The 18,893-nt window shown below is 68.8% G+C and carries 18 protein-coding genes; 9 read left to right on the top strand and 9 right to left on the bottom strand.

The window, feature by feature from the left end; translation table 11 throughout:
• Positions 1–147: 147 nt before the first annotated feature.
• The gene (locus tag AC1C2T_RS05040; RefSeq protein WP_495384467.1) at positions 148–1,626 is read right to left on the bottom strand and encodes an MFS transporter; all 1,479 of its coding nucleotides are present in this window, start codon (positions 1,624–1,626) and stop codon (positions 148–150) included.
• A 5-nt stretch (positions 1,627–1,631) separates the two neighbouring features.
• Positions 1,632–2,129, bottom strand: coding sequence for a MarR family winged helix-turn-helix transcriptional regulator (locus AC1C2T_RS05045; RefSeq protein WP_495351725.1), 498 nt, complete (start codon positions 2,127–2,129; stop codon positions 1,632–1,634).
• 264 nt (positions 2,130–2,393) lie between these two features.
• Here AC1C2T_RS05045 and AC1C2T_RS05050 point away from each other — a divergent pair, with 264 nt between their 5' ends.
• Positions 2,394–3,242, top strand: coding sequence for an alpha/beta hydrolase (locus AC1C2T_RS05050; protein ID WP_495384468.1), 849 nt, complete (start codon positions 2,394–2,396; stop codon positions 3,240–3,242).
• A 238-nt stretch (positions 3,243–3,480) separates the two neighbouring features.
• On the opposite strand, the gene AC1C2T_RS05055 is transcribed toward AC1C2T_RS05050, so the two are convergent.
• Positions 3,481–4,125 (bottom strand): histidine phosphatase family protein, encoded by a 645-nt coding sequence (locus AC1C2T_RS05055; RefSeq protein ID WP_495384469.1) that lies wholly within the window; start codon positions 4,123–4,125, stop codon positions 3,481–3,483.
• Between the two features lie 56 nt (positions 4,126–4,181).
• Here AC1C2T_RS05055 and AC1C2T_RS05060 point away from each other — a divergent pair, with 56 nt between their 5' ends.
• The 4 genes from AC1C2T_RS05060 (at position 4,182) to AC1C2T_RS05075 (ending at position 7,109) form a co-directional block, all read left to right on the top strand.
• Complete coding sequence (locus AC1C2T_RS05060; RefSeq protein WP_495384470.1) at positions 4,182–4,862, top strand: TetR/AcrR family transcriptional regulator; 681 nt, start codon at positions 4,182–4,184, stop codon at positions 4,860–4,862.
• Between the two features lie 336 nt (positions 4,863–5,198).
• A complete protein-coding gene (locus AC1C2T_RS05065; protein ID WP_495384471.1) occupies positions 5,199–5,513 on the top strand; it encodes a hypothetical protein in 315 nt (104 codons plus the stop codon).
• Between the two features lie 10 nt (positions 5,514–5,523).
• Positions 5,524–6,573, top strand: a complete 1,050-nt coding sequence (gene lplAB / locus AC1C2T_RS05070) for a lipoate-protein ligase LplAB (protein ID WP_495384472.1) — start codon at positions 5,524–5,526, stop codon at positions 6,571–6,573.
• Between the two features lie 206 nt (positions 6,574–6,779).
• Positions 6,780–7,109: a hypothetical protein gene (locus tag AC1C2T_RS05075; protein ID WP_495361314.1), complete on the top strand. Its 330-nt coding sequence runs from the start codon at positions 6,780–6,782 to the stop codon at positions 7,107–7,109.
• A gap of 317 nt (positions 7,110–7,426) precedes the next feature.
• Here AC1C2T_RS05075 and AC1C2T_RS05080 read toward each other — a convergent pair whose 3' ends face one another.
• Positions 7,427–8,614: an MFS transporter gene (locus AC1C2T_RS05080; protein WP_495384473.1), complete on the bottom strand. Its 1,188-nt coding sequence runs from the start codon at positions 8,612–8,614 to the stop codon at positions 7,427–7,429.
• Between the two features lie 55 nt (positions 8,615–8,669).
• Here AC1C2T_RS05080 and AC1C2T_RS05085 point away from each other — a divergent pair, with 55 nt between their 5' ends.
• Both AC1C2T_RS05085 and AC1C2T_RS05090 read left to right on the top strand, forming a co-directional pair.
• The gene (locus tag AC1C2T_RS05085; RefSeq protein ID WP_495384474.1) at positions 8,670–9,074 is read left to right on the top strand and encodes a MerR family DNA-binding transcriptional regulator; all 405 of its coding nucleotides are present in this window, start codon (positions 8,670–8,672) and stop codon (positions 9,072–9,074) included.
• Between the two features lie 56 nt (positions 9,075–9,130).
• The gene (locus tag AC1C2T_RS05090) at positions 9,131–10,057 is read left to right on the top strand and encodes a DNA-methyltransferase (protein WP_495384475.1); all 927 of its coding nucleotides are present in this window, start codon (positions 9,131–9,133) and stop codon (positions 10,055–10,057) included.
• A 417-nt stretch (positions 10,058–10,474) separates the two neighbouring features.
• Here AC1C2T_RS05090 and AC1C2T_RS05095 read toward each other — a convergent pair whose 3' ends face one another.
• From AC1C2T_RS05095 to AC1C2T_RS05115, 5 genes are all read right to left on the bottom strand, one after another.
• Complete coding sequence (locus tag AC1C2T_RS05095; protein WP_495384476.1) at positions 10,475–11,494, bottom strand: LacI family DNA-binding transcriptional regulator; 1,020 nt, start codon at positions 11,492–11,494, stop codon at positions 10,475–10,477.
• A 25-nt stretch (positions 11,495–11,519) separates the two neighbouring features.
• The gene (locus AC1C2T_RS05100) at positions 11,520–12,989 is read right to left on the bottom strand and encodes a glycoside hydrolase family 1 protein (RefSeq protein ID WP_495384477.1); all 1,470 of its coding nucleotides are present in this window, start codon (positions 12,987–12,989) and stop codon (positions 11,520–11,522) included.
• Positions 12,986–13,882, bottom strand: a complete 897-nt coding sequence (locus AC1C2T_RS05105; RefSeq protein WP_495385391.1) for a carbohydrate ABC transporter permease — start codon at positions 13,880–13,882, stop codon at positions 12,986–12,988. Before AC1C2T_RS05105 ends, AC1C2T_RS05100 begins: the two co-directional genes overlap by 4 nt.
• Positions 13,883–13,917: 35 nt before the next feature.
• Positions 13,918–14,961 (bottom strand): carbohydrate ABC transporter permease, encoded by a 1,044-nt coding sequence (locus AC1C2T_RS05110; protein ID WP_495384478.1) that lies wholly within the window; start codon positions 14,959–14,961, stop codon positions 13,918–13,920.
• Between the two features lie 80 nt (positions 14,962–15,041).
• Positions 15,042–16,343 carry an ABC transporter substrate-binding protein gene (locus AC1C2T_RS05115; protein WP_495384479.1) on the bottom strand — a complete coding sequence of 434 codons (1,302 nt, stop codon included), beginning with the start codon at positions 16,341–16,343 and terminating at the stop codon, positions 15,042–15,044.
• 363 nt (positions 16,344–16,706) lie between these two features.
• On the opposite strand from AC1C2T_RS05115, the gene AC1C2T_RS05120 reads away from it, so the two are divergent.
• Positions 16,707–17,465, top strand: coding sequence for a M15 family metallopeptidase (locus tag AC1C2T_RS05120; protein WP_495384480.1), 759 nt, complete (start codon positions 16,707–16,709; stop codon positions 17,463–17,465).
• Entirely contained in the window at positions 17,458–18,816 is a 1,359-nt protein-coding gene (locus tag AC1C2T_RS05125) for an MFS transporter (protein ID WP_495384481.1), read from the top strand. The genes AC1C2T_RS05120 and AC1C2T_RS05125 overlap by 8 nt, the downstream gene beginning before the upstream one ends.
• Positions 18,817–18,893: the final 77 nt, after the last annotated feature.

Consider the following 18,893-nt stretch of genomic DNA (forward strand, 5'->3'; position numbering starts at 1 on the left):
TAGCGGTTGGCGAGACCGCAAGTCAATACGTATGCAACTTTCTTGTCAGAATGCGCAGTGTGACACATCACTGTGTGCAAGAAGCATGCATTTGTGGGCATTCGCCCTCCTAGAGCGGCACGGAGTCGCCCGGTTCGCCCTGAGGAATTAGGCGCGCGGCTTCGGCAGGCGGATCGGCGAGGTGAGCGCCACCTCTTCGGAGAAGTCGGCGGGCACGAGGCGGTCGTTCGGCACGGTCGGCACGAGCTCGCGCTCGGAGCTCCGCTCGCGCTCGTCGGCGCGATCCCGGCCGAACTCCCGCTCGATCTCGCGCTTGAGCTGGTCGACCCGCAGCGTCGGCACGGCCTGCGTGGTCACGGCGGCGATCGCCGCGGTCGGGGCATCCGCGAATCGAACGACCGGTCGCCAGGCGTACCGCGGATGCCGCGCGAGCCGCATCCCCCGTGAGAACACGAGCCAGCCGAGGCCGATGAGCGCGGCGACGGTCGCAGCGACGGCGGCGAGCCCGAGCGCCCAGCGCGGACCCATGTTGTCGGCGACTGCGCCCACGATCGGGGCGCCGATGGGCGTGCCGCCCGACAGGATCGCCATGTACAGCGCCAGCACCCGACCGCGGAGTGCGGGTTCGGTCGTCGTCTGCACGTAACCGTTGGCCGTGGTGAGGATCGTCACGGCGCCGAGTCCGATGAGGATCGTCGAGGCGGCGAAGGTCCAGTAGGTGGGCATGAGTGCGGCGGCGAGGGTGGCGAAGCCGAGGAAGGCGCACGCCAGGATGATCACCCTGATGCGAGCGCGATCGCGTCGAGCAGCGAGCAGGGCGCCGGTCAGCGAGCCGATCGCCAGGATCGACGACAGCAGGCCGTACTCTCCGGCGCCGCGGCCGAACTCGACCGCCATCGTCGAGGAGAAGATCGGGAAGTTCATGCCGAACGCGCCGATGAGGAAGACCATGACGAAGACGACGACGAGGTCTGGCCGCCCCGCCACGTAGCGGAAGCCCGCGACGAATTGGCCGCGGGCGTGTGGCGCTCGAGGCAGCCGCTTCAATTGCTTTCCGCGAAGCATCGCGAGCGCGCCGAGCACCGCCAGGAAGGTGAATGCGTTGATGACGAAGACCCAGCCCGAGCCGACGAGCACGATGAGGAAGCCCGCGACGGCCGGACCGATCATGCGTGCGGTGTTGAACGACGCCGAGTTCAGCGCGACGGCGTTGGACATGTCGGAGCTGCCGACGAGGTCGGAGACGAAGGTCTGCCGCGCGGGGTTGTCGACGGCGTTCACGACGCCGAGGGCGAGTGCGAAGAGGTAGAGGTGCCAGAGCTCGGCCTGGCCGAAGATGAGCAGGAGGCCGAGGGCGAGGCCGAGCAGCATGAGCGCGGTCTGCGTGATCATGAGGATCTTGCGGCGGTCGAAGCGGTCGGCGATGAGCCCGGTGATCGGCACGAGCAGCAGCTGAGGCGCGAACTGCAGCGCCATCGTGATTCCGACGGCGAAGGCATCGTTGTCGGTGAGTTCGGTGAGCACCACCCAGTTCTGGGCGGTGGCCTGCATCCAGGCGCCGACGTTCGAGACGAGGGCGCCGATGAACCAAATTCGATAGTTGCGGTGGACGAGGGATCGGAACATGGCACTCACTGGGTGATGAGCCTCCTGAGGATGGTCGTGGCGTCAGCGAGCGTCTCGCGTTCTGCAGGGGTGAGGGTGACGAAGCGCTTGGCGAGCCACGCGTCGCGGCGGCGGCGCGTCTCGCGCACGATCGTCTCGCCGCTCTCGGTCGTCGAGACGAGCACCTTGCGGCGGTCGTCGGGCGACGCAGCGCGCACGACGTAGCCGGCGTCGACGAGGCGGTTCACGGTGCGGTTCATCGAGGGGGCCGTGACCCGCTCGAGTCCGGCCAGCCGGCCGATGGTGAGCGGTCCCTCGGCCGAGATCCAGCCGAGGGTCGAGAACTGCGAGCCGCTGAGCTCGGTCTCGGTGCGCTCCTGCCGGAGGCGCCGCGCGAGGCGCATGATCGCGATGCGCAGTTCGGTGCTCTGTTCGGCGAGCGTGGGTCGGCGGGGCGTCGACGTGCGAGCGGATGCAAGGAGGGCAGGCCGTTCGGCCGTGGGGGTGTGTAAGGCATCCGTCATGTCCTTAGTCTAACAAATTAGTGTGACTAAGCATTCCGGATGTCTCTGAGCCGCTGTCGCCCGCCGGTTGGGAACTGCCCACTCCACCTGTAGCAATTCCCTACCCCACCCCACCTGCAGCAATTCAGGCGCGGAAGTGTGTCGCGCGGCGTTCGGGGCCTGATTCCGGGGCGACACGCACTCCCGACCTGAATTGCTGCAGAGGGCGGATGCCGCGGCGGACCCGTTCGCTCGTCACAGCTCGCGTGCTGCAACAATGTCGGCATGCCGATGTTCACCGATGCGCACGGAGTCCACATCCACTACGAATCGTGGCGGGTGCCCGACGCGCACGCGGTCGTGCAGCTCGCGCACGGCGTCGGCGAGCACATCGGCCGCTACGGCGAGCTCGTCGAGGCGCTGAACGCGGCCGGCTACTCGGTGTGGGCCGACGACCACCGGGGCCACGGGCAGACCGGGTTCGAACAGCACGGCGGCGACCTCACGCGCATGGGTCGCCTCGGCCCCGGCGGGCTCAGGGCGACGATCGACGCCGTGGAGCAGTTCAGCAGCGTCATCCGCGACGCCGAAGGGCCTGAGCTGCCCCTCGTGCTCCTCGGCAACTCGTGGGGTTCGCTCATGGCGCAGATCATCGTCAATCGCAGCGCCGAGAAGTACGACGGCGTCGTGCTCATCGGCACGGCCTACCGCACGCTGTTCGACATGAACGGCGGCAACCTGAATGTGCGCTACCGCCATCTCGGGCCGACCCCGGTCGAGTGGCTGAGCCGCGACCCCGATGTCGCTGCCGCGTTCATGGCCGACCCGTACACGACCGAGGTCCAGCTTCGAAAGCTGTTCGGTCTCCGCGATGCGTTGCGCCTGCTCGGACGACCCGCGCGCGGCCTGCCGCCGGAACTGCCGCTGCTCATCATGGTCGGATCAGACGACTCGGTCGGTGGCGAGAAGAGCGCCGTGAAGCTCGCGAAGGCGTACGTCACGCGGTCGGGCCTCGTCGACGTCGAGCTCATCGTCTACGAGGGCGCCAGGCACGATATCTTCAACGAGACGAACCGCGAAGAGGTTCGGGCCGACCTCATCCACTGGCTCGACGAGCGATTCGCCGTCGACTGATCGGATGCCGCATTCGCGCATTCGCGCATTCGCGCATTCGTTGATCGAGTAGCGACGCAGGAGCGTATCGAGATCTGGTGAAGGGTCTCGATACGCGTCCTCCTTCGTCGGGCGCTACTCGACCAGCGGGGAGGGTGTCGTCAGGCGCTACTCGACCAGCGGGGAGGGTGCCGTCGGGCGCTACTCGCCCAGCGGGGAGGGTGTCGTCGGGCGCTACTTCTCCCGGCGGGACGCCGCGTCAGATCGCGGCACGCCCGGGCGGCACGTCGAATCCGAGCAGTCTGATGCGCGGATGGCTCGTCAGCTCCGATTCCGTCGCCCACGGGTAGACGATCGTGGTGATGCTGCAGTTGCCGAGCACCGGCAGGAGGTCGCGGTAACCGTCGGGGTCCATGCCCGCGAGCTCGCAGAACAGGAGTCGGATGAGCGTCGCATGCGCGACGATGAGCACCCGGCCCTCGGGAAACTCGGCGACCAGATCGTCGAACACCGGGAGCGCGCGTGCGATGCCATCGCGGCCGCGCTCGCCGCCGGGCAGCGGGTTGCTCGCCGGCGCGCGGCAGAAGGCCGCCCATTCCGCCGGGAACTGTTCAGCGAGCTCGTCGGGCGTGAGCCCCTCGGCGTCGCCGAAGTCGATCTCGACGAGACGCTCGTCGATGCGCAACGCCAGGCCGGTCGTCTCGACGGATGGCGCGGCCGAACGCCGTGCGCGGCTGAGCGGGGATGCCACGATCGCGTCGAGGCTCGCGTCGACCGCCCAGGCGCCGAGTGCGGCGGCCTGCCCGAGTCCGTGCCGAGTGAGCGGGACATCCGAGTTGCCCGCGTATCGGTGGTCGGCGTGCCAAGTCGTCTCGCCATGCCGTGCCAGGTAGAACGTCGTCACGGATCCAGCGTATGCCCGGGCTGGACGATCCGGGTGATTGAGCGTAGCTTTTGAACATGTTCGAAAATGAAGCCGCCAAACCGACACCGAAGGCGGAACGCACCCGGGCGCTCATCCGGGACACCGCGCTCGCCTCGTTCCGCGAGCGCGGATACGACGACACGACCCTGCGGCTCATCGCGCAAGAGGCCGGGATCTCGCTCGGCAACGCGTACTACTATTTCCCGACCAAGAACCACCTCGTGCAAGAGCTCTACGTCGACGTGCAGCGCGAGCACCGCGCCATCGTCGCACCGCTGCTCGAGACATCCGACGACCTCATCGAGCGGCTCGGCATCGTCTACCGTTCGGGCCTCGCGACGCTCGAGCCGTTCCACGCCTTCGCTCCTGGCTTCCTTTCGGCCGCGGTGTCGCCGCGTTCGCCCATCAACCCCCTCGGCGACGACTCGATCGAGGCCCGCGAACTGGCGGTCGGCCTCTTCCGCGACGCGGTCGGCGGGGCGCGGCACTCGCTGCCCGACGACTTCGCGCGCTCGCTGCCCGAGGTGTTCTGGCTCGGCTACCTGCTGCTCGCCCTGTTCTGGGTCTACGACTCCTCACCCGGGCGCGAGCGCACGCTGCGGCTGCTCGATCGCGGCCTCAAGCTGTTGGGTCTGGCCCTGCCGCTCGCCAAGCTGCCCCTGCTGCGCAAGCCGCTGCGCGAACTCGTCGAGCTGATCGGCGAGGTGCGGGCATGAGCGAGGCGGGCGAGGCAGCCAGCGCGGCCGGGCCGGCCGAGGCAGCTGGCGCACCCGACCGTGCCGATGGCCCCGATCCGCGCGATCTCCGCTTCGCCTCGCGCTACGGCATGCTGCAGCGCACGCCCGAGTTGCCGATGGCATTCAGTTTCAGCGAGTTCGCCCGCGGCGCAGGTCTCGCGTGGATCGGCTTTCAAGTGCTCTTCTCGTTGGGTTATGCCTCGACGGGCGTGGCGATGGCCTTCGCCTCTCTCGCCCAGCCCGATCAGTTCTCGTCGTTCGGGTCTGCGATCGGCTATGTGCCGGTCATGCTCGTCTGCTCCTTCGGCTACGCACTTGCCGTGGTCGATCGGAGCCCTCGTGCTCGGCGGCGGCCCCGCGGCATGGCTGCTCGGCCGTTCGCTGCGCCGGGTGCGTGCACTGCGATGGCATCTCGTCGCCTTCGCCGTGCTCGGGCTCGTCATCGGTCTCGCAACGAGCGTGATCGCCACCGCGACGATGCAACTCGCCGACTCACAGGGCTCATTCTTCGTGCTCATTGCGACGCCGGCCACTGCGGTCGCCGTCGCGTACGGCTGGTGGCGCACCGCGTCGTGGGCGCTGCGCGACGATGTCGGCTTCCGGGCGGCGACCGCGCCGAGGCATCCGTAGGCTGTACCGCATGCACGGTGAATACAAGGTGCCCGGTGGCAAGCTCGTGGTCGTCGATTTCGATGTCAATGACGGGGTGATCGTGAACCCGCGCGTCGCGGGCGACTTCTTCCTCGAGCCCGACGAAGCGCTGGGCGACATCGACGCCGCGCTCGACGGGCTCTCCGCAGCATCCGACGCCAAGCAGATCGCCGCGGCGATCGCTGCCGGCCTTCGGCACGACGCAGTGATGCTCGGCTTCTCGGCCGAGGCGATCGCGGTGGCCGTGCGACGGGCGATGACGGATGCCACGAGCTGGGGTGACTACGAATGGGAGATCGTGCACGACGCGGCGGTGCCGCCACGCACGCATCTCGCACTCGACGAGGTGCTCGCGACCCGGGTCGGCGAGGGTCGCCGCAAGCCCACCCTGCGCTTCTGGGAGTGGGACGAGTCGGCCGTGGTCATCGGCAGTTTCCAGTCGGTGAAGAACGAGGTCGACCCCGAGGGTGCCGAGAAGTACGGCTTCGACATCGTGCGACGCATCTCGGGCGGCGGCGCGATGATGATGGAGCGCGGCAACGTCGTGACGTACTCTCTCTACGTGCCGGGCGAACTCGTGCAGGGCATGAGCTTCGCCGATTCCTACGCCTACCTCGACGACTGGGTGCTGCAGGGGCTGCGCGCGATCGGCATCGAGGCGACGTACCAGCCGCTCAACGACATCGCGAGCCCGCTCGGCAAGATCGGCGGCGCCGCCCAGAAGCGCCTCGGCTCGGGCGGCGTGCTGCACCACGTCACGATGTCGTACGACATCGACAACGAGAAGATGCTCGAGGTGCTGCGCATCGGGCGCGAGAAGATCAGCGACAAGGGCATCGCGAGCGCTGCGAAACGCGTCGATCCGCTGCGCTCGCAGACCGGCCTCAGTCGCGCGGCCATCATCGAGAGCCTGAAGCAGACGTTCACGACGCTCTACGGCGCGACGCCCGGCACAGTGTCGGCCGAGGAGCTCGCCGAGGCCGAAGCGCTCGTCGAGTCGAAGTTCTCGACGCGGGAGTGGCTCTACCGCGTGCCCTGAGCGAGCGGCGACGGATGCCTCGGGCCGCGGTCGGGCATCCGTGCCCGTTTTCCGGCTTCGCATTCACGAGTTGCACGATGTTTCGCGCGACACGTCGGGGCGAGGCGGCGCGTCGCGCGAAACGTCGTGCAACTCGGCGGGCCTCTGAGCGAGCGAGCGGGCGGCGGGCGCGCGGAAGGCCCAGCGTCGCCCGTTAGAATCTCGGGGTGGACTGGTGGATCTGGCTCGGCATCGCCGCGCTCGTCGTCGCCTTCGGGGCGGTCGCGGTGCGACGTGGCTGGATCGACCTCTCCGACAAGACCAAGCGGGGTGGCGGTGGCGGCGGTGTCATGATGATCGGTGACGAGGTGTTCGCGCCGCGCAAGCACGAGGCGCAGGCCGAGCTCGACCGGCAGAGCCGCCTGCCCGCACCGGCGCCCGCGCCGGGTGACGGCGACAAAGGCATCGCCTTCGCCGACGACGGTACGGATGCCTCGCGGCCGGCGCCCGCGCGAGCCGACCGCTTCCGCGGCACCATCAGACTCGACGTCGAGTAACCCGTCGGTCGAGTAGGCCCGCCCGCCCCATCCACGTTGGTCGAGTAGGCCCGCGAGGGCCGTATCGAGACCTCGCAGCTACGGGCGGCACGAGTAGCCCCATCCACGTTGGTCGAGTGGGCCCGCCAGGGCCGTATCGAGACTTCGCAGCTACGCGCAGCACGAGTAGCCCCATCCACGTTGGTCGAGTGGGACCGCCAGGGCCGTATCGAGACTTCGCAGCTACTCGCAGCTACTCGCAGCTACTCGCAGCTACGCGCAGCTACTGCAGCCCGGGCAGCCCGACCGGCACCCCGCTCGAGCGGCCGCCGCCACGCTCACCGGCCCGCGAGCACGCGGGAGGACACGACCGCACCGAGGGCGAGCACGCCGAGCCCGGCGGCCGCGAACGCCGCAAGGACGAGGCTCGCGCCGTCCTCGAACACCCCGCCGAGCGTGGCGCCGAGGGCGATGCCGCCGTTGAAGAACACGACCATGAGTGCGCTCGCCGTGGCGCGCAGCGCGGGGGAGGCGACCCCGAGCATCCGTGCCTGGAGCATGGCGGGCAGCCCGCCGATCGCGAGACCCCACGCGAGCACGGCGATCACCACGACCGGCGTGCTCTGCGGCGCGAACCCGAGCGCGGCGAGGGCGGCGGCGAACAACGCCGTCATCGCGATGAGCGATACCACCGGCCACCGGTCGGCGGTGAACGCCGCGATGACGAGGCCGATGATCCCCGCGGCGCCGAAGCCCAGGAGCAGCGGGCTGATCGAGACGGCCGGCAGCCCCGCGACATCCGTCAGATAGGGCGAAATGTAGGTGAAGAGCGTGAAGCTCGCCGCCGCGGTGAGGGTGCACGCGATAGCCGCCGCGAGCACCGCACGGAACGAACGGTCGAGTCTGCGCCCGTCGGTCGCGGGCGTGCTGCCCGGTGACGAAGGGAGCCGGCGCTGGATGACGACGGCGACGACTGCGAGCGCCACGGCGAGGCCGACGAAGACGAACCGCCAGTCCGCCACCTGGCCGATGACGGTGCCGAGCGGGATTCCGACGACCGTCGCTCCCGATGCGCCCCCGCTGACGATCGCGACCGTGCGCCCCGACGCGCTCGCGTCGACGAGCGAGGTCGCGTAGACCATCACGACCGACCAGAACGCGCCGTGGGCTACCGCGGCGATGATGCGAGAGCCGAGTGCGAACTCGAAGCTCGGTGCGAGGGCGGTCGCGAGGTTGGCGATCGCCATCACGGCCAGCGCGACGACGATGAGGGTTCGGCGGTCGACTCGAGCGGTCAGACGCACGACCGGGAGGCTCGCGACGATGATCGTGACCGCCCACAATGAGACGAGCAGTCCGATCGCCGACGCCGAGACGCCGAAATCCGCGCTCATCGCCGGCAGCAGCCCGGCGGGGATCATCTCGACGGTGACCGTGGCGAAGACGGCGAACGCGAGCGTGAGAAGCGCGAACCAGGGCGTTCGCTCGACCGTTTCGACCGAACGGAAGGTGGTTGTCTCTGACATGCTTCGAGGCTAAACTTTGACATCGATGTGAAGGTCAAGCTTTTCGGAGGATCCCGTGAAGATAGGTGAACTCTCGCAGCGCACAGGCGTTCCGACGCGCATGCTGCGGTACTACGAGGAGCAGGGACTGCTCTCGTCCGAGCGGCGCCTCAACGGCTATCGCGACTATCCCGAGGTCGCGGTCGAGCAGGTCGAGCTGGTGCGCGGCCTCATCTCCTCGGGGCTGCCCACGAGGCTCATCGGCATCATGCTCGGCATGGATGGCGTCGAGGGCGAAGAACTCGCGCGCACGTGTTCGAAGAACCTCGCCGAGAGCCTGGCCGACGAACTCGCGACCCTCGACTCGAAGATCGCGTGCCTCACCCGAAGCCGCGAAACGGTACGCAGTTTCCTGGCGCGCACCCGGCACGCAGAGGTGCTCGGCGACGCCCGCGTGGTGCTCGGTCAGCCCACGTCGTAGTCGCGCCCGAGCGCGCAGCGGAAATCCTCGGCTCGCGTCGCTGGCAGAATGGGGCGATGCCGACCGACGAGCCGAACCGCATCATCCATGCGGACAACCTCGCGGTGCTCCCCACGCTGCCAGACGGGCGCTTCACCCTCGTCTACCTCGATCCGCCGTTCAACACGGGCCGGGCGCAGACACGCCAGTCGACGAGGCACGTGCGGCTTCCCGATGCGGCGAAGGGCGACGAACCCCCAGCGGATGCCTCGCGGCTCGGGCACCCTTCGACAAGCTCAGGGCGGACCGCGATCACCGGGTTCGCAGGCAAGCGCTACGAGCGCATCCGCGGCGATCTGCTGCGCTACGACGACCGGTTCGACGACTATTGGGGATTCCTCGAGCCGCGACTCGTCGAGGCGTGGCGGCTGCTCGCCGACGACGGCACCCTCTACCTGCACCTCGACTATCGCGAGGCGCACTACGCGAAGGTGCTGCTCGATGCGCTCTTCGGCCGAGAGTGCTTTCTCAACGAGCTGATCTGGGCCTACGACTACGGCGCCAAGGCGAAGCGCAAGTGGCCGACGAAGCACGACACGATTCTCGTCTACGTGAAGAACCCGACGGGCTACTGGTTCGACTCGACCGCCGTCGACCGAGAGCCGTACATGGCGCCGGGGCTCGTGACGCCCGAGAAGGCCGAGCTCGGCAAGTTGCCGACCGACGTGTGGTGGCACACGATCGTCTCACCGACGGGGCGCGAGAAGACGGGGTACCCGACGCAGAAGCCCGAGGGCATCCTTCGGCGCATCGTGCAGGCCTCGACCCGCGAGGGCGATTGGGTGCTCGACTTCTTCGCCGGCTCGGGCACGACCGGGGCGGTCGCCGCGACGCTCGGCCGCCGCTTCGTGCTCGTCGACGAGAACCCCGAGGCGATCGCCGTCATGAAGGGCCGATTCACGGATGTCGCGGGCGTCGTGTTCGAGCAGGGGCCGGTGGCCTGACGTCGTCTTCGACGCCCCGTCAACGCCCGTTTCGCGCCGGAGGACGCCTCGCACGTCGGAGGACGTCTGCACGCGTCCTCCGGCGCGCGAGTCGCCCTCCCACGTGCTCGTCGCAGGGTCGCTGCGACTGGAAGTCCTGTCCGGCGACGAGCGGCAGGCGCAACCGGTTCGTGGGCTTCTCCGGTTGAGTCGAGGCGCCGCCGCCAAAGGGCTGCGCGTCTGCGGATGTCTCGGACATCAGCCGACCGTCGACGTGCTCGGAGGAGCGAGACGCACGTTCGTCATGATACGAGTGGCTCCTCGGTGGGAGCATGTCGCCGCGTACTGGTTCGACTCGACCGCCGTCGACCTGGACGATCGCGCGACTCTCGTCACGACGCGGCGAGCACGGCCGAGAGGACGCCCTGGGGGCCCGCGCTACCCTGACTGTCGCACCACGAGCTCGGTCGGCAGAATGGTCGCCGCTTCGACCTCTTCGCCCGCGATGAGCCGCACGAGCTTGCGTGCCATCTCTGCGCCCATCTGCGATGAAGGCTGCCGCACGGTCGTGAGCGCCGGCATCGCCGTGGCGGCATAGCGGTCGTCGTCGAACCCCACGACCGCGACGTCGGTCGGCACTGACCTTCCCGCTTCGGCGAGGGCCGACAGTGCACCCATCGCCATCTGGTCGTTGGCGGCGAACACGGCGTCCAGATCGGGCTCCCGCTCGAGCAGGCTTCTCATCGCGGTGGCGCCGGATGCGGCCGTGAAGTCGCCGTACGCGACGAGGTCGTCGGCGAGCCCTGCGGCGGCCACGACGGAAGTGAAGCCGTGCAGCCGGTCGACTCCCGGCGGCATGTCCTGCGGACCGGCGATCGTCGCGATGCGGCGCCGGCCGCCGTCGACGAGGTGCTGCGCCGCGGAGGATGCCCCGCGTTCGTTGTCGACATCGACCGTGTAGCCGCTCGACTCGTCTGGATCGAGCGGGCGCCCGCCGAAGACGAGCGGGAACGACTGCGAGAGGTGCGCGAAGGAGTGGTCGCCTGTGTGGTGGGAGACGACGAGCGCCCCGTCGACGTTGCCGCCCAGCAGGTATCTGCGGGTCTTGTCGGGGTCGAGCTCCGACTCGATGAGCATGTTGAGGGTGTACTCGGTTCCCGCGAGCGCGAGGGCGGCGCCCTGAACGACGGAGGCGAAGAACGGGTCGTCGAACACGCGGGCCGCGGACTCGGGCACGATCAGGGCGATGGCCTGCGTGCGCCGACTCGCGAGCGAGCGAGCGGCGCGGTTGGGCACGTAGTTGAGTGCTTCGATCGCCGCGTGCACAGCCTCGGCGACCTCGGGGCTCACTTTCGGCGATCCGTTGACGACTCGCGAGACCGTCGCACGGGAGACGCCTGCACGCGCCGCCACCATCTCGAGGGTCGGCGCCTGGCCGGGCGGAGTGTTTCCCGTCATCGTGACCCCCTTCCGGTGTGCCGGTTCACCCCACGATAGTCGTCGCGGCGGCGGGCGCCGCGGACTCCGACTTCGACTGCGCGATCAGCGCGGCGAACGCCCGTGCGCTGTCTTTCGGCGTGCGCTCGAAGGTGTCGTAGTCGACCCGCACGATGCCGAACCGCTTCTCGTAGCCCCAGGCCCATTCGAAGTTGTCGAGCAGCGACCACACGAAGTAGCCGCGCACGTCGGCTCCCTGTTCGATCGCCTCGCCGATCGCGTCGACGTGGTCGAGCACGTATGCCATGCGCTCGATGTCGTGCACCGCACCGTCGACCTCCACGACATCTTCGTAGGCGGCACCGTTCTCGGTCACGTAGAGCGGCGGCAGGTTCGGGTACTCCGCCCCCAGGCGCACGAGCAGTCGGGTGAGCCCCTCGGGGTTCACCTCCCAGCCCATCGCCGTGCGCGGCAGACCCCGCGCCGGCGTCGAGACGTACTCGCTGCCGGGGAACGGCGAGCGGCCGGGCCGATCGGTCGGTCGAAGCGACGGTTCGGCATCGACGGGCTGCGGATGCCCCGACACGTTGTCGTCGTGATAGTGGTTCACGCCGAGGAAGTCGATGGGCTGGGCGATCTGCTCGAGGTCGCCGGGCAGGATCCGGTCGGCGAGACCGAACTCGCGCACGTCGTCGAGCAGGTCGGCGGGATATGCCCCGAGCAGCATGGGCTCGAGATACATCCGGTTCCAGAGGGCGTCAATGCGCCGGGCGGCCTCGAGATCGACGGGGTCGGTCGGGTCGTTCGGCACCGCGTTCGTGAGGTTCAGCGTGATGCCGAGCCGGATGTCGCGCCCCGCAGCATCCGCGAGGCACCTGAGCCGCTCGACGGCGAGGCCGTGTGCGAGGTGCTGGTGGTGCACCGCTGCGAGCCCCGCCTCCGGGTCGTTCAGGCCGGGCGCGTGCTCACCGCCGACGTAGCCGATGAGCGAGGAGCAGAGCGGCTCGTTGAACGTCGTCCAGTGCGTGACCCGGTCGCCGAGGGCTCCGTAGACGAGCTCGGCGTATTCGGCGAAGCGGTACGCGGTGTCCCGATTCGCCCAGCCGCCGCGCTCCTGCAGGGCCTGCGGCAGATCCCAGTGGTACAGGGTGAGCCAGGGCAGGATGCCGGCGCCGAGCAGTTCATCGACGAGTCGCGAGTAGAAGTCGAGCCCCTCGCGGTTGACCGTGCGGCCGCCGGGCACGACCCGCGCCCACGAGACCGAGAACCGGTAGGAATCGAGGCCGAGGGAGCGCATGAGCGCGACATCCTCCGGCATGCGATGGTAGTGGTCCACTGCGCGATCGGGGGTGTCACCACCGGCGATCGCGCCGGGAACGCGCGCGAACGCATCCCAGATCGAGTCCTCTTTGCCGCCGTCGCGCGCGGCGCCTTCGATCTGCGCTGCGGCGGTCGCGGAGCCCCAGACGAAGCCCGCGGGCCAGTTTCGACGGAATGACGTGTGCTGGTCGTTCAACCCTTCACCGCTCCTTGCATGATTCCCGAGATGAGTTGCCTGCCCGCGATGATGAACAGCACGAGCAGGGGGATGGTCGCCAGCACCGCGCCGGTGAGCACGATCGAGTAGTCGACGTAGTACCCCGACTGCAGCTGGCTGAGCGCCGTCTGCAGGGTTGGGTTCGTCGGGCTCAGCACGATGAGCGGCCAGAGATAGTCGGTCCACGCCATCATGAAGGTGAAGAGGCCGAGGATGGCCATGGCCGGCCGGGCGGCGGGCAGCGCGACGTTGATGAAGGTGCGGATCTGGTTGGCCCCGTCGACGCGGGCCGCTTCGATGAGTTCGTCGGGGATGACGTCGACGAGGTACTGCCGCATGAAGAACACACCGAACGCGGTCACGAGCATCGGCACGATGACGGCGCCGATGGTGCCGGTCCAGCCGAGTTCGCGCATCACCATGAACAGCGGGATGATGCCGAGCTGGGTCGGGATCGCCATGGTGGCGATGACGAACACCATGAGCCCGTCGCGTCCTTTGAAGCGGAGCTTCGCGAAGGCGTACCCCGCGAGCGTCGAGAACGTCACCACCGAGATCGTGATGATCGCCGAGATGAGGATCGAGTTGCCGAGTGCGAGCCAGAACGGAATGGCGTCGAGCACCTTCGCCGCGTTGGTGAGGAAGTTGCCGCCGGGGATGATCGGCAGCGTCTCGCCGCGGGTCGCGTTCGTGCTGCTGCCGACGACGACCGACCACCAGAGGGGGTAGGCGCCGCCGATGACGAACGCGGCGAGCAGCCCGTAGATGAGGAAGCCGGGGCGGCTGCCGATGCCGGCGGTGCCGACGGAGCGCCGGCGATTTCGACCCGTGGATGCCGCGGGGCGGCGTTCCTCGCTCGCGAGATCGACCATGACGGCGGGGATGGGCTCGGGGGTGGCGGTGGTGCTCATGCCTCTCCTCCTCTGGAGGCGCGTTCGCGTGCGCGGCGAACACGACGGGTGGGCTTGTCGCCCACGGCGGCGATGCGGCGGGAGATCAGGAAGTTGATGAGGCCGACCCCGACGATGAGCAGGAAGAGCAGCCACGCGACGGCGGCGGCCTCGCCGAAGTCGCGGCGGAAGAAGGCGAGCTCCCACATGAACAGCACCGTGGTCTGGAACTGGCGGTCGCTGCCGCCGATGCCGCCCGCGGTCGAGACGTCGAAGAGGCGAGGCTCGGCGAAGATCTGCAGGCCGCCGATCGTGGCGGTGATGATGACGAAGATGAGGGTCGGGCGGATCGAGGGGATCGTGATGGAGAAGAAGCGGCGCACTGCACCGGCGCCGTCGATCGCGGCGGACTCGTAGAGGTCGCGCGGCACCGATTGCATCGCGGCCAGGAGGATGAGGGCGTTGTAACCGGTCCAGCGGAAGTTCACCATCGTGGCGATCGCGATGTGGCTGAGGAAGGTGTCGTGCTTCCACTGCTGGTCGGCGATGCCGAACACGTTCAGCAGGTTGTTCACGAGCCCATCGGCTTCGTTGAACGCGCTCGAGAAGATGATCGCAACGGCGACAGGGGTCACGATGTAGGGCAGCAGCACGCTCATGCGCCAGAACGTCGCCGCACGCAGGCCCTGGTCGAGCAGGTAGGCGACGATGAGCGCCACGGTCAGCTGCGGGATCGACGACAGCAGGAAGATGCTGATCGTGTTGCCGATCGAGTTCCAGAACATGCTGTCGCCGAGGATCTCGACGAAGTTGTCGAGGCCGACGAACGGCCCTTGGCCCTTCAGCAGGTCCCATTCGTACATCGACACGACGAGTGTGTAGATGAGCGGGAAGAGGCCGACGAGCGCGAAGAGGATGAAGAAAGGCGAGACGTAGAAGTACGGGCTCGCTTTGACGTCGAAGCGCGAGAGGCGCTGACGGAAGGTCAGGGGTTCGGATGCCGCGGCGCGCCGCTGCGGCGTTGAGGTCCCGCTCGCGGGGGGCCGAATGGTGGTGGTCATGCGAAGTCCAGTCGTCGGGAGATGACAGGGAAGGAGAGCCCTCGGGTGGGGCCCGAGGGCTCTCCGTTCCTCAGTTGGGACTACTCGCCGACGAGCTCGTGGAGCAGCTCGATGGCCTGGTCCCAGGCGCCGGCGGCGTCGACTTCACCGCGGTCGAGCGACGACAGCGGCGGGCCGAAGACGTTCTCCTGGATGACCGAGTCGTCGGGGCCCTTGAACTGGGCCACGACGCCTTCGGCGCGGGCTGCGAGGATCGCTCCGGTGGGGGCGCCGTTGAAGAACTCGTTCGGCGTCGCCTCTTCGGCGAGGGTCTCCTGCGCGCCGATCGTGCTCGGGAAGTTGCCAGCGGCTGCCGACTGCTTCACTTGCTGCTCGGGCTGGGTGAGCCAGTCGGCGAGCTTCGCGGCTGCCTCCTTGTGCTCGGAGGACTCGGGGATCGAGAGGAACGCGCCGCCCCAGTTGGCTGCGCCACCAGGGAAGACGTCAGCGAAGTCCCAGCCGGTTGCGGCGTCGCCGCCGCCGGTCTCGACCTGGCCCTCGACGACACCGAGCATCCAGCCCGGGCAGACGAAGGTCGCGAACGTGCCGTCGACGAACGACTTGCCGCCGTTCCAGTCCCACGCGGTCTGCGCGGCCGAGAGGCTGTCGCCGACGGCGCCGGCGAGCAGGTCGAAGTTCGCCTTGAGATCAGCGTTGTCTTCGACGTTCAGCTCGCCGCCGGACGTGTAGTACCCCTCGGGCAGCTGGTTCACCATGGAGTTCCAGACAAACCCGGAGTGGTCGAACCACGCCTTGCCCGTGGCCTCCTGGTACTGCTTGCCCACAGCGAAGTAGTTCGCCCAGTCGCCGTCGAGCAGCTCGGCGACGCTCTCGCGGTCGCTGGCGAGCCCGGCTGCCTCGAGTGCGGGACCGTTGTAGCAGATGCCGGTCGGGCCGATGTCGGTGCCGTAGCCGATGACCCGGCCTTCGGTGTCGGTCGCCTGCTCGTACTTCCAGTCGACCCAGTCGCTCTTGCGGTCGTCGATGCCGTACTCGGTGAGGTCGACGAACTGGTCGGAGACCTCCATGATGGCGCCGAGCCAGCCTTCCTCGATCGCCACGACGTCGGAGAGACCCGAGCCGGCGGCGAGTTTGGTGAAGGCGTCGGTACGGGCGTTGCCGCCGGTGTCGATGTTCGTCGCCTCGATCGTGACGCCCGGGTTGGCCTCTTCGTACTCGGTGTAGAGGTCGTCATATCCGAACGTGCCGAACGTGGTGACGGTCAGTGTGATGTCGCCGTCGCTCTCTTCGCCGCCACCTGTGGAGCAGGCGGAGGCGAGGAGGGCGATGGTCGCAGCGCCGGCTACGGCTGCGGCAACCTTCGTGTGGCGTGAGAGCTTCACGGTCACTCCTTTGTGTGTGCGTGGACGGGAATGTGTCGCAGCGTGAGAGCGCTCTCTTTGGAACGTGAGAGCGCTCTCACGATTCGAGATGTGACTCTATGCAGTGCAACCGCGTGCTGTCAAGAGAGCGCTCTCACGGCGGCGTTTCGTTACCGAGCCGTGACCCGAGCCGTGACCCGAGCCGTGGCGCGAACCGTGACCCGAGCCGTGACCCGAGTGGCGCCCATCGCTGTATCCGGAGATGACCGGCGCGGGTGCTTCGAGCGGCTGTTCACGGGTCGCCCAGCGACCCCGGCGTAGACTCGTCCGGTGCCAGCAAGCGAACGCCGAACGTCGCCCGATGAGGTGACGCAGAATCGGCGCATGGTGATCGCCGTCTCGATCAGCCTCGCCCTCATCGCGGTGGCCGTGGTCGTCATCGGTGCTGTCTCGGGCGGCTCGGCGGGCAATGCGACGGCGGGTGGGGCATCCGGTTCGCAGGCGCCCGAAGCGCCGCGCCCGGCGCCCGGCGAGGCCCCGCCGCCCGCGAGCGTCGACACCTTCGACCGCACCGCGCACTCCCTCGACGACCCGAACAGCATCTGGGTCGTCGTCAACAAGCTGCGCCCGATGAACCCGCAGGACTTCGAGCCCGACGACCTCGTGGATGTGCCCGTGTCGCACACCTGGGAGCCGATGATGCGTCAGGAAGCGTCCGACGCGATCGTCGCGATGTTCCAGGCCGCGTCCGATGAGGCCGATCTCTCGCTCGCCTCGAACAGCGCATTCCGCTCCTACTCCTCGCAGGAGTCGATCTACGACGGCGACGACCTGCTCACCGCGCGGCCCGGGTTCAGCGAGCATCAGACCGGGCTCGTCATGGACATCGGCGCCGAGAGCGGCGACTGCTCGCTCGCGACGTGCTTCGCCGACACCGCCGAGGGCATCTGGCTGCGCGACAACGCATGGCGGTTCGGGTTCATCCTGCGGTATCCCGCCGACAAGACGCCGGTGGCCGGCTACGAGTTCGAACCCTGGCACTATCGCTACGTCGGCGTACCGCTCGCCACCGAAATGCACGAGACCGGGGTCACGACGCTCGAGGAGTTCTTCGGCCTCCCGGCTGCACCCGAATATGAGTGAGCAGCGCTCCCTGAGCGCGTCGAAGGGGCCGCGGCGCGGCCTCTCCCTCACCGTACTGATCATCAACCAGCTGCTCGCGGGCGTCGGGGTGGCTTCGGGCATCGCGGTCGCCGCGCTCCTCGTCGAGCAGATGACGGGCGTCGTCGCGCTCGCGGGTCTCGCGCAGTCGGCGAGCGTGCTCGGGGCCGCGCTGGCCGCCATCCCACTCGCCAAGCTCGCGGTGCGCTCAGGTCGGCACGTCGCGCTCGCGACGGGATACGCTCTCGCGCTGGTCGGTGCGGTGCTCGTCGTCGCGGCCGCGGCGAGCGGCTGGGTGCCGCTGGTCTTCCTCGGCCTTGCGGCGTTCGGCGCGGGTGCCGCCGCGGGCCTGCAGGCCCGCTTCGCCGCCACAGAGGTCGCGGCTGCCGGCTTCGAGGCGCGCTCGATGTCGCTCGTGCTGTGGGCCACGACGCTCGGGTCGGTCGCGGGCCCCCTCCTTTCCGCCACCGGCGCCGAGTTCGGGCTCGAGCTCGGCCTGCCGCCGCTCGTGGGCCCGTTCCTGTTCTCGGGCGCCGCTTTCGCGCTCTCCACGCTGCTCGTCGCGACCATGCTCCGGCTGCCGAAGCCGGGCACGATGGCCGCGGACGCCGCGGATGCGTCTCCGCTCCCTGAGCCCGTCGAAGGGGCTTCCCTCGTGCCCCCCGGCCTCCCTTCGACAAGCTCAGGGAGCTCGACAAGCTCGGGGAGCACCCGCGACCTGGATCGTCCGGTCGGCGCGTGGTCCGCATTCCGCACCGCGACCCGCAGCCCGCGATCCCTCTTCGCGATCCTCGCGATCGTCTGCTCGCACACGGTGATGGTCGGCGTGATGGTGATGACGCCCGTGCACATGACGGCGCACGGCTTGTCGCTGTCGCTCGTCGGCGTCGTGATCAGCATCCACATCCTCGGCATGTACGGCGCGAGCCCGCTCGTCGGTTGGCTCGTCGACCGCATCGGCCCGGCGCGCGTGATCGCCACCGGCGCCGGCATCCTCACGGTCGCCGCACTCATCGGCATCCTGGCGCCGGCCGACGACATGCTGCTCGTCCCGCTGGCGCTCGGGTTGCTCGGCTTGGGCTGGTCGTGCGGGCTCATCGGCGGCTCCACTCTGCTGACGACGTCGGTCGATCCGGCGATCCGGGTGCCGTTGCAGGGCGCCACGGACGCCGCGATGAACCTCGCGGCTGCGGCATCCGCTGCCCTCTCGGGTGTCGTGCTCGGCATCGCGGGCTTCGCCGGCGTGAACGTCGTGGCCCTGCTGGTACTGGTGCCGCTCGGCATCGCCGGGCTGCGGGCGATGGCCGCGAATCGCAGGGTTGCGGCGTCCTAGCTGCGGGGCTGCGCGATGAATGCGCTCTCACCGGGTTCCCAGAGTTTGAGAGGGTTCCTCACAATTTGGCGTGATGG

Source organism: Agromyces sp. Y558, assembly GCF_059445415.1.

Coding starts and splice junctions, on each gene's coding strand:
- AC1C2T_RS05090 (WP_495384475.1), top strand. CDS start 9,131: ATGCCGACCGACGAGCCGAACCGCATCATCCATGCGGACAACCTCGCG.
- AC1C2T_RS05040 (WP_495384467.1), bottom strand. CDS start 1,626: ATGTTCCGATCCCTCGTCCACCGCAACTATCGAATTTGGTTCATCGGC.
- AC1C2T_RS05095 (WP_495384476.1), bottom strand. CDS start 11,494: ATGACGGGAAACACTCCGCCCGGCCAGGCGCCGACCCTCGAGATGGTG.
- AC1C2T_RS05050 (WP_495384468.1), top strand. CDS start 2,394: ATGCCGATGTTCACCGATGCGCACGGAGTCCACATCCACTACGAATCG.
- AC1C2T_RS05120 (WP_495384480.1), top strand. CDS start 16,707: ATGGTGATCGCCGTCTCGATCAGCCTCGCCCTCATCGCGGTGGCCGTG.
- AC1C2T_RS05105 (WP_495385391.1), bottom strand. CDS start 13,882: ATGGTCGATCTCGCGAGCGAGGAACGCCGCCCCGCGGCATCCACGGGT.
- AC1C2T_RS05060 (WP_495384470.1), top strand. CDS start 4,182: ATGTTCGAAAATGAAGCCGCCAAACCGACACCGAAGGCGGAACGCACC.
- AC1C2T_RS05045 (WP_495351725.1), bottom strand. CDS start 2,129: ATGACGGATGCCTTACACACCCCCACGGCCGAACGGCCTGCCCTCCTT.
- AC1C2T_RS05110 (WP_495384478.1), bottom strand. CDS start 14,961: ATGACCACCACCATTCGGCCCCCCGCGAGCGGGACCTCAACGCCGCAG.
- AC1C2T_RS05080 (WP_495384473.1), bottom strand. CDS start 8,614: ATGTCAGAGACAACCACCTTCCGTTCGGTCGAAACGGTCGAGCGAACG.
- lplAB (WP_495384472.1), top strand. CDS start 5,524: ATGCACGGTGAATACAAGGTGCCCGGTGGCAAGCTCGTGGTCGTCGAT.
- AC1C2T_RS05125 (WP_495384481.1), top strand. CDS start 17,458: ATGAGTGAGCAGCGCTCCCTGAGCGCGTCGAAGGGGCCGCGGCGCGGC.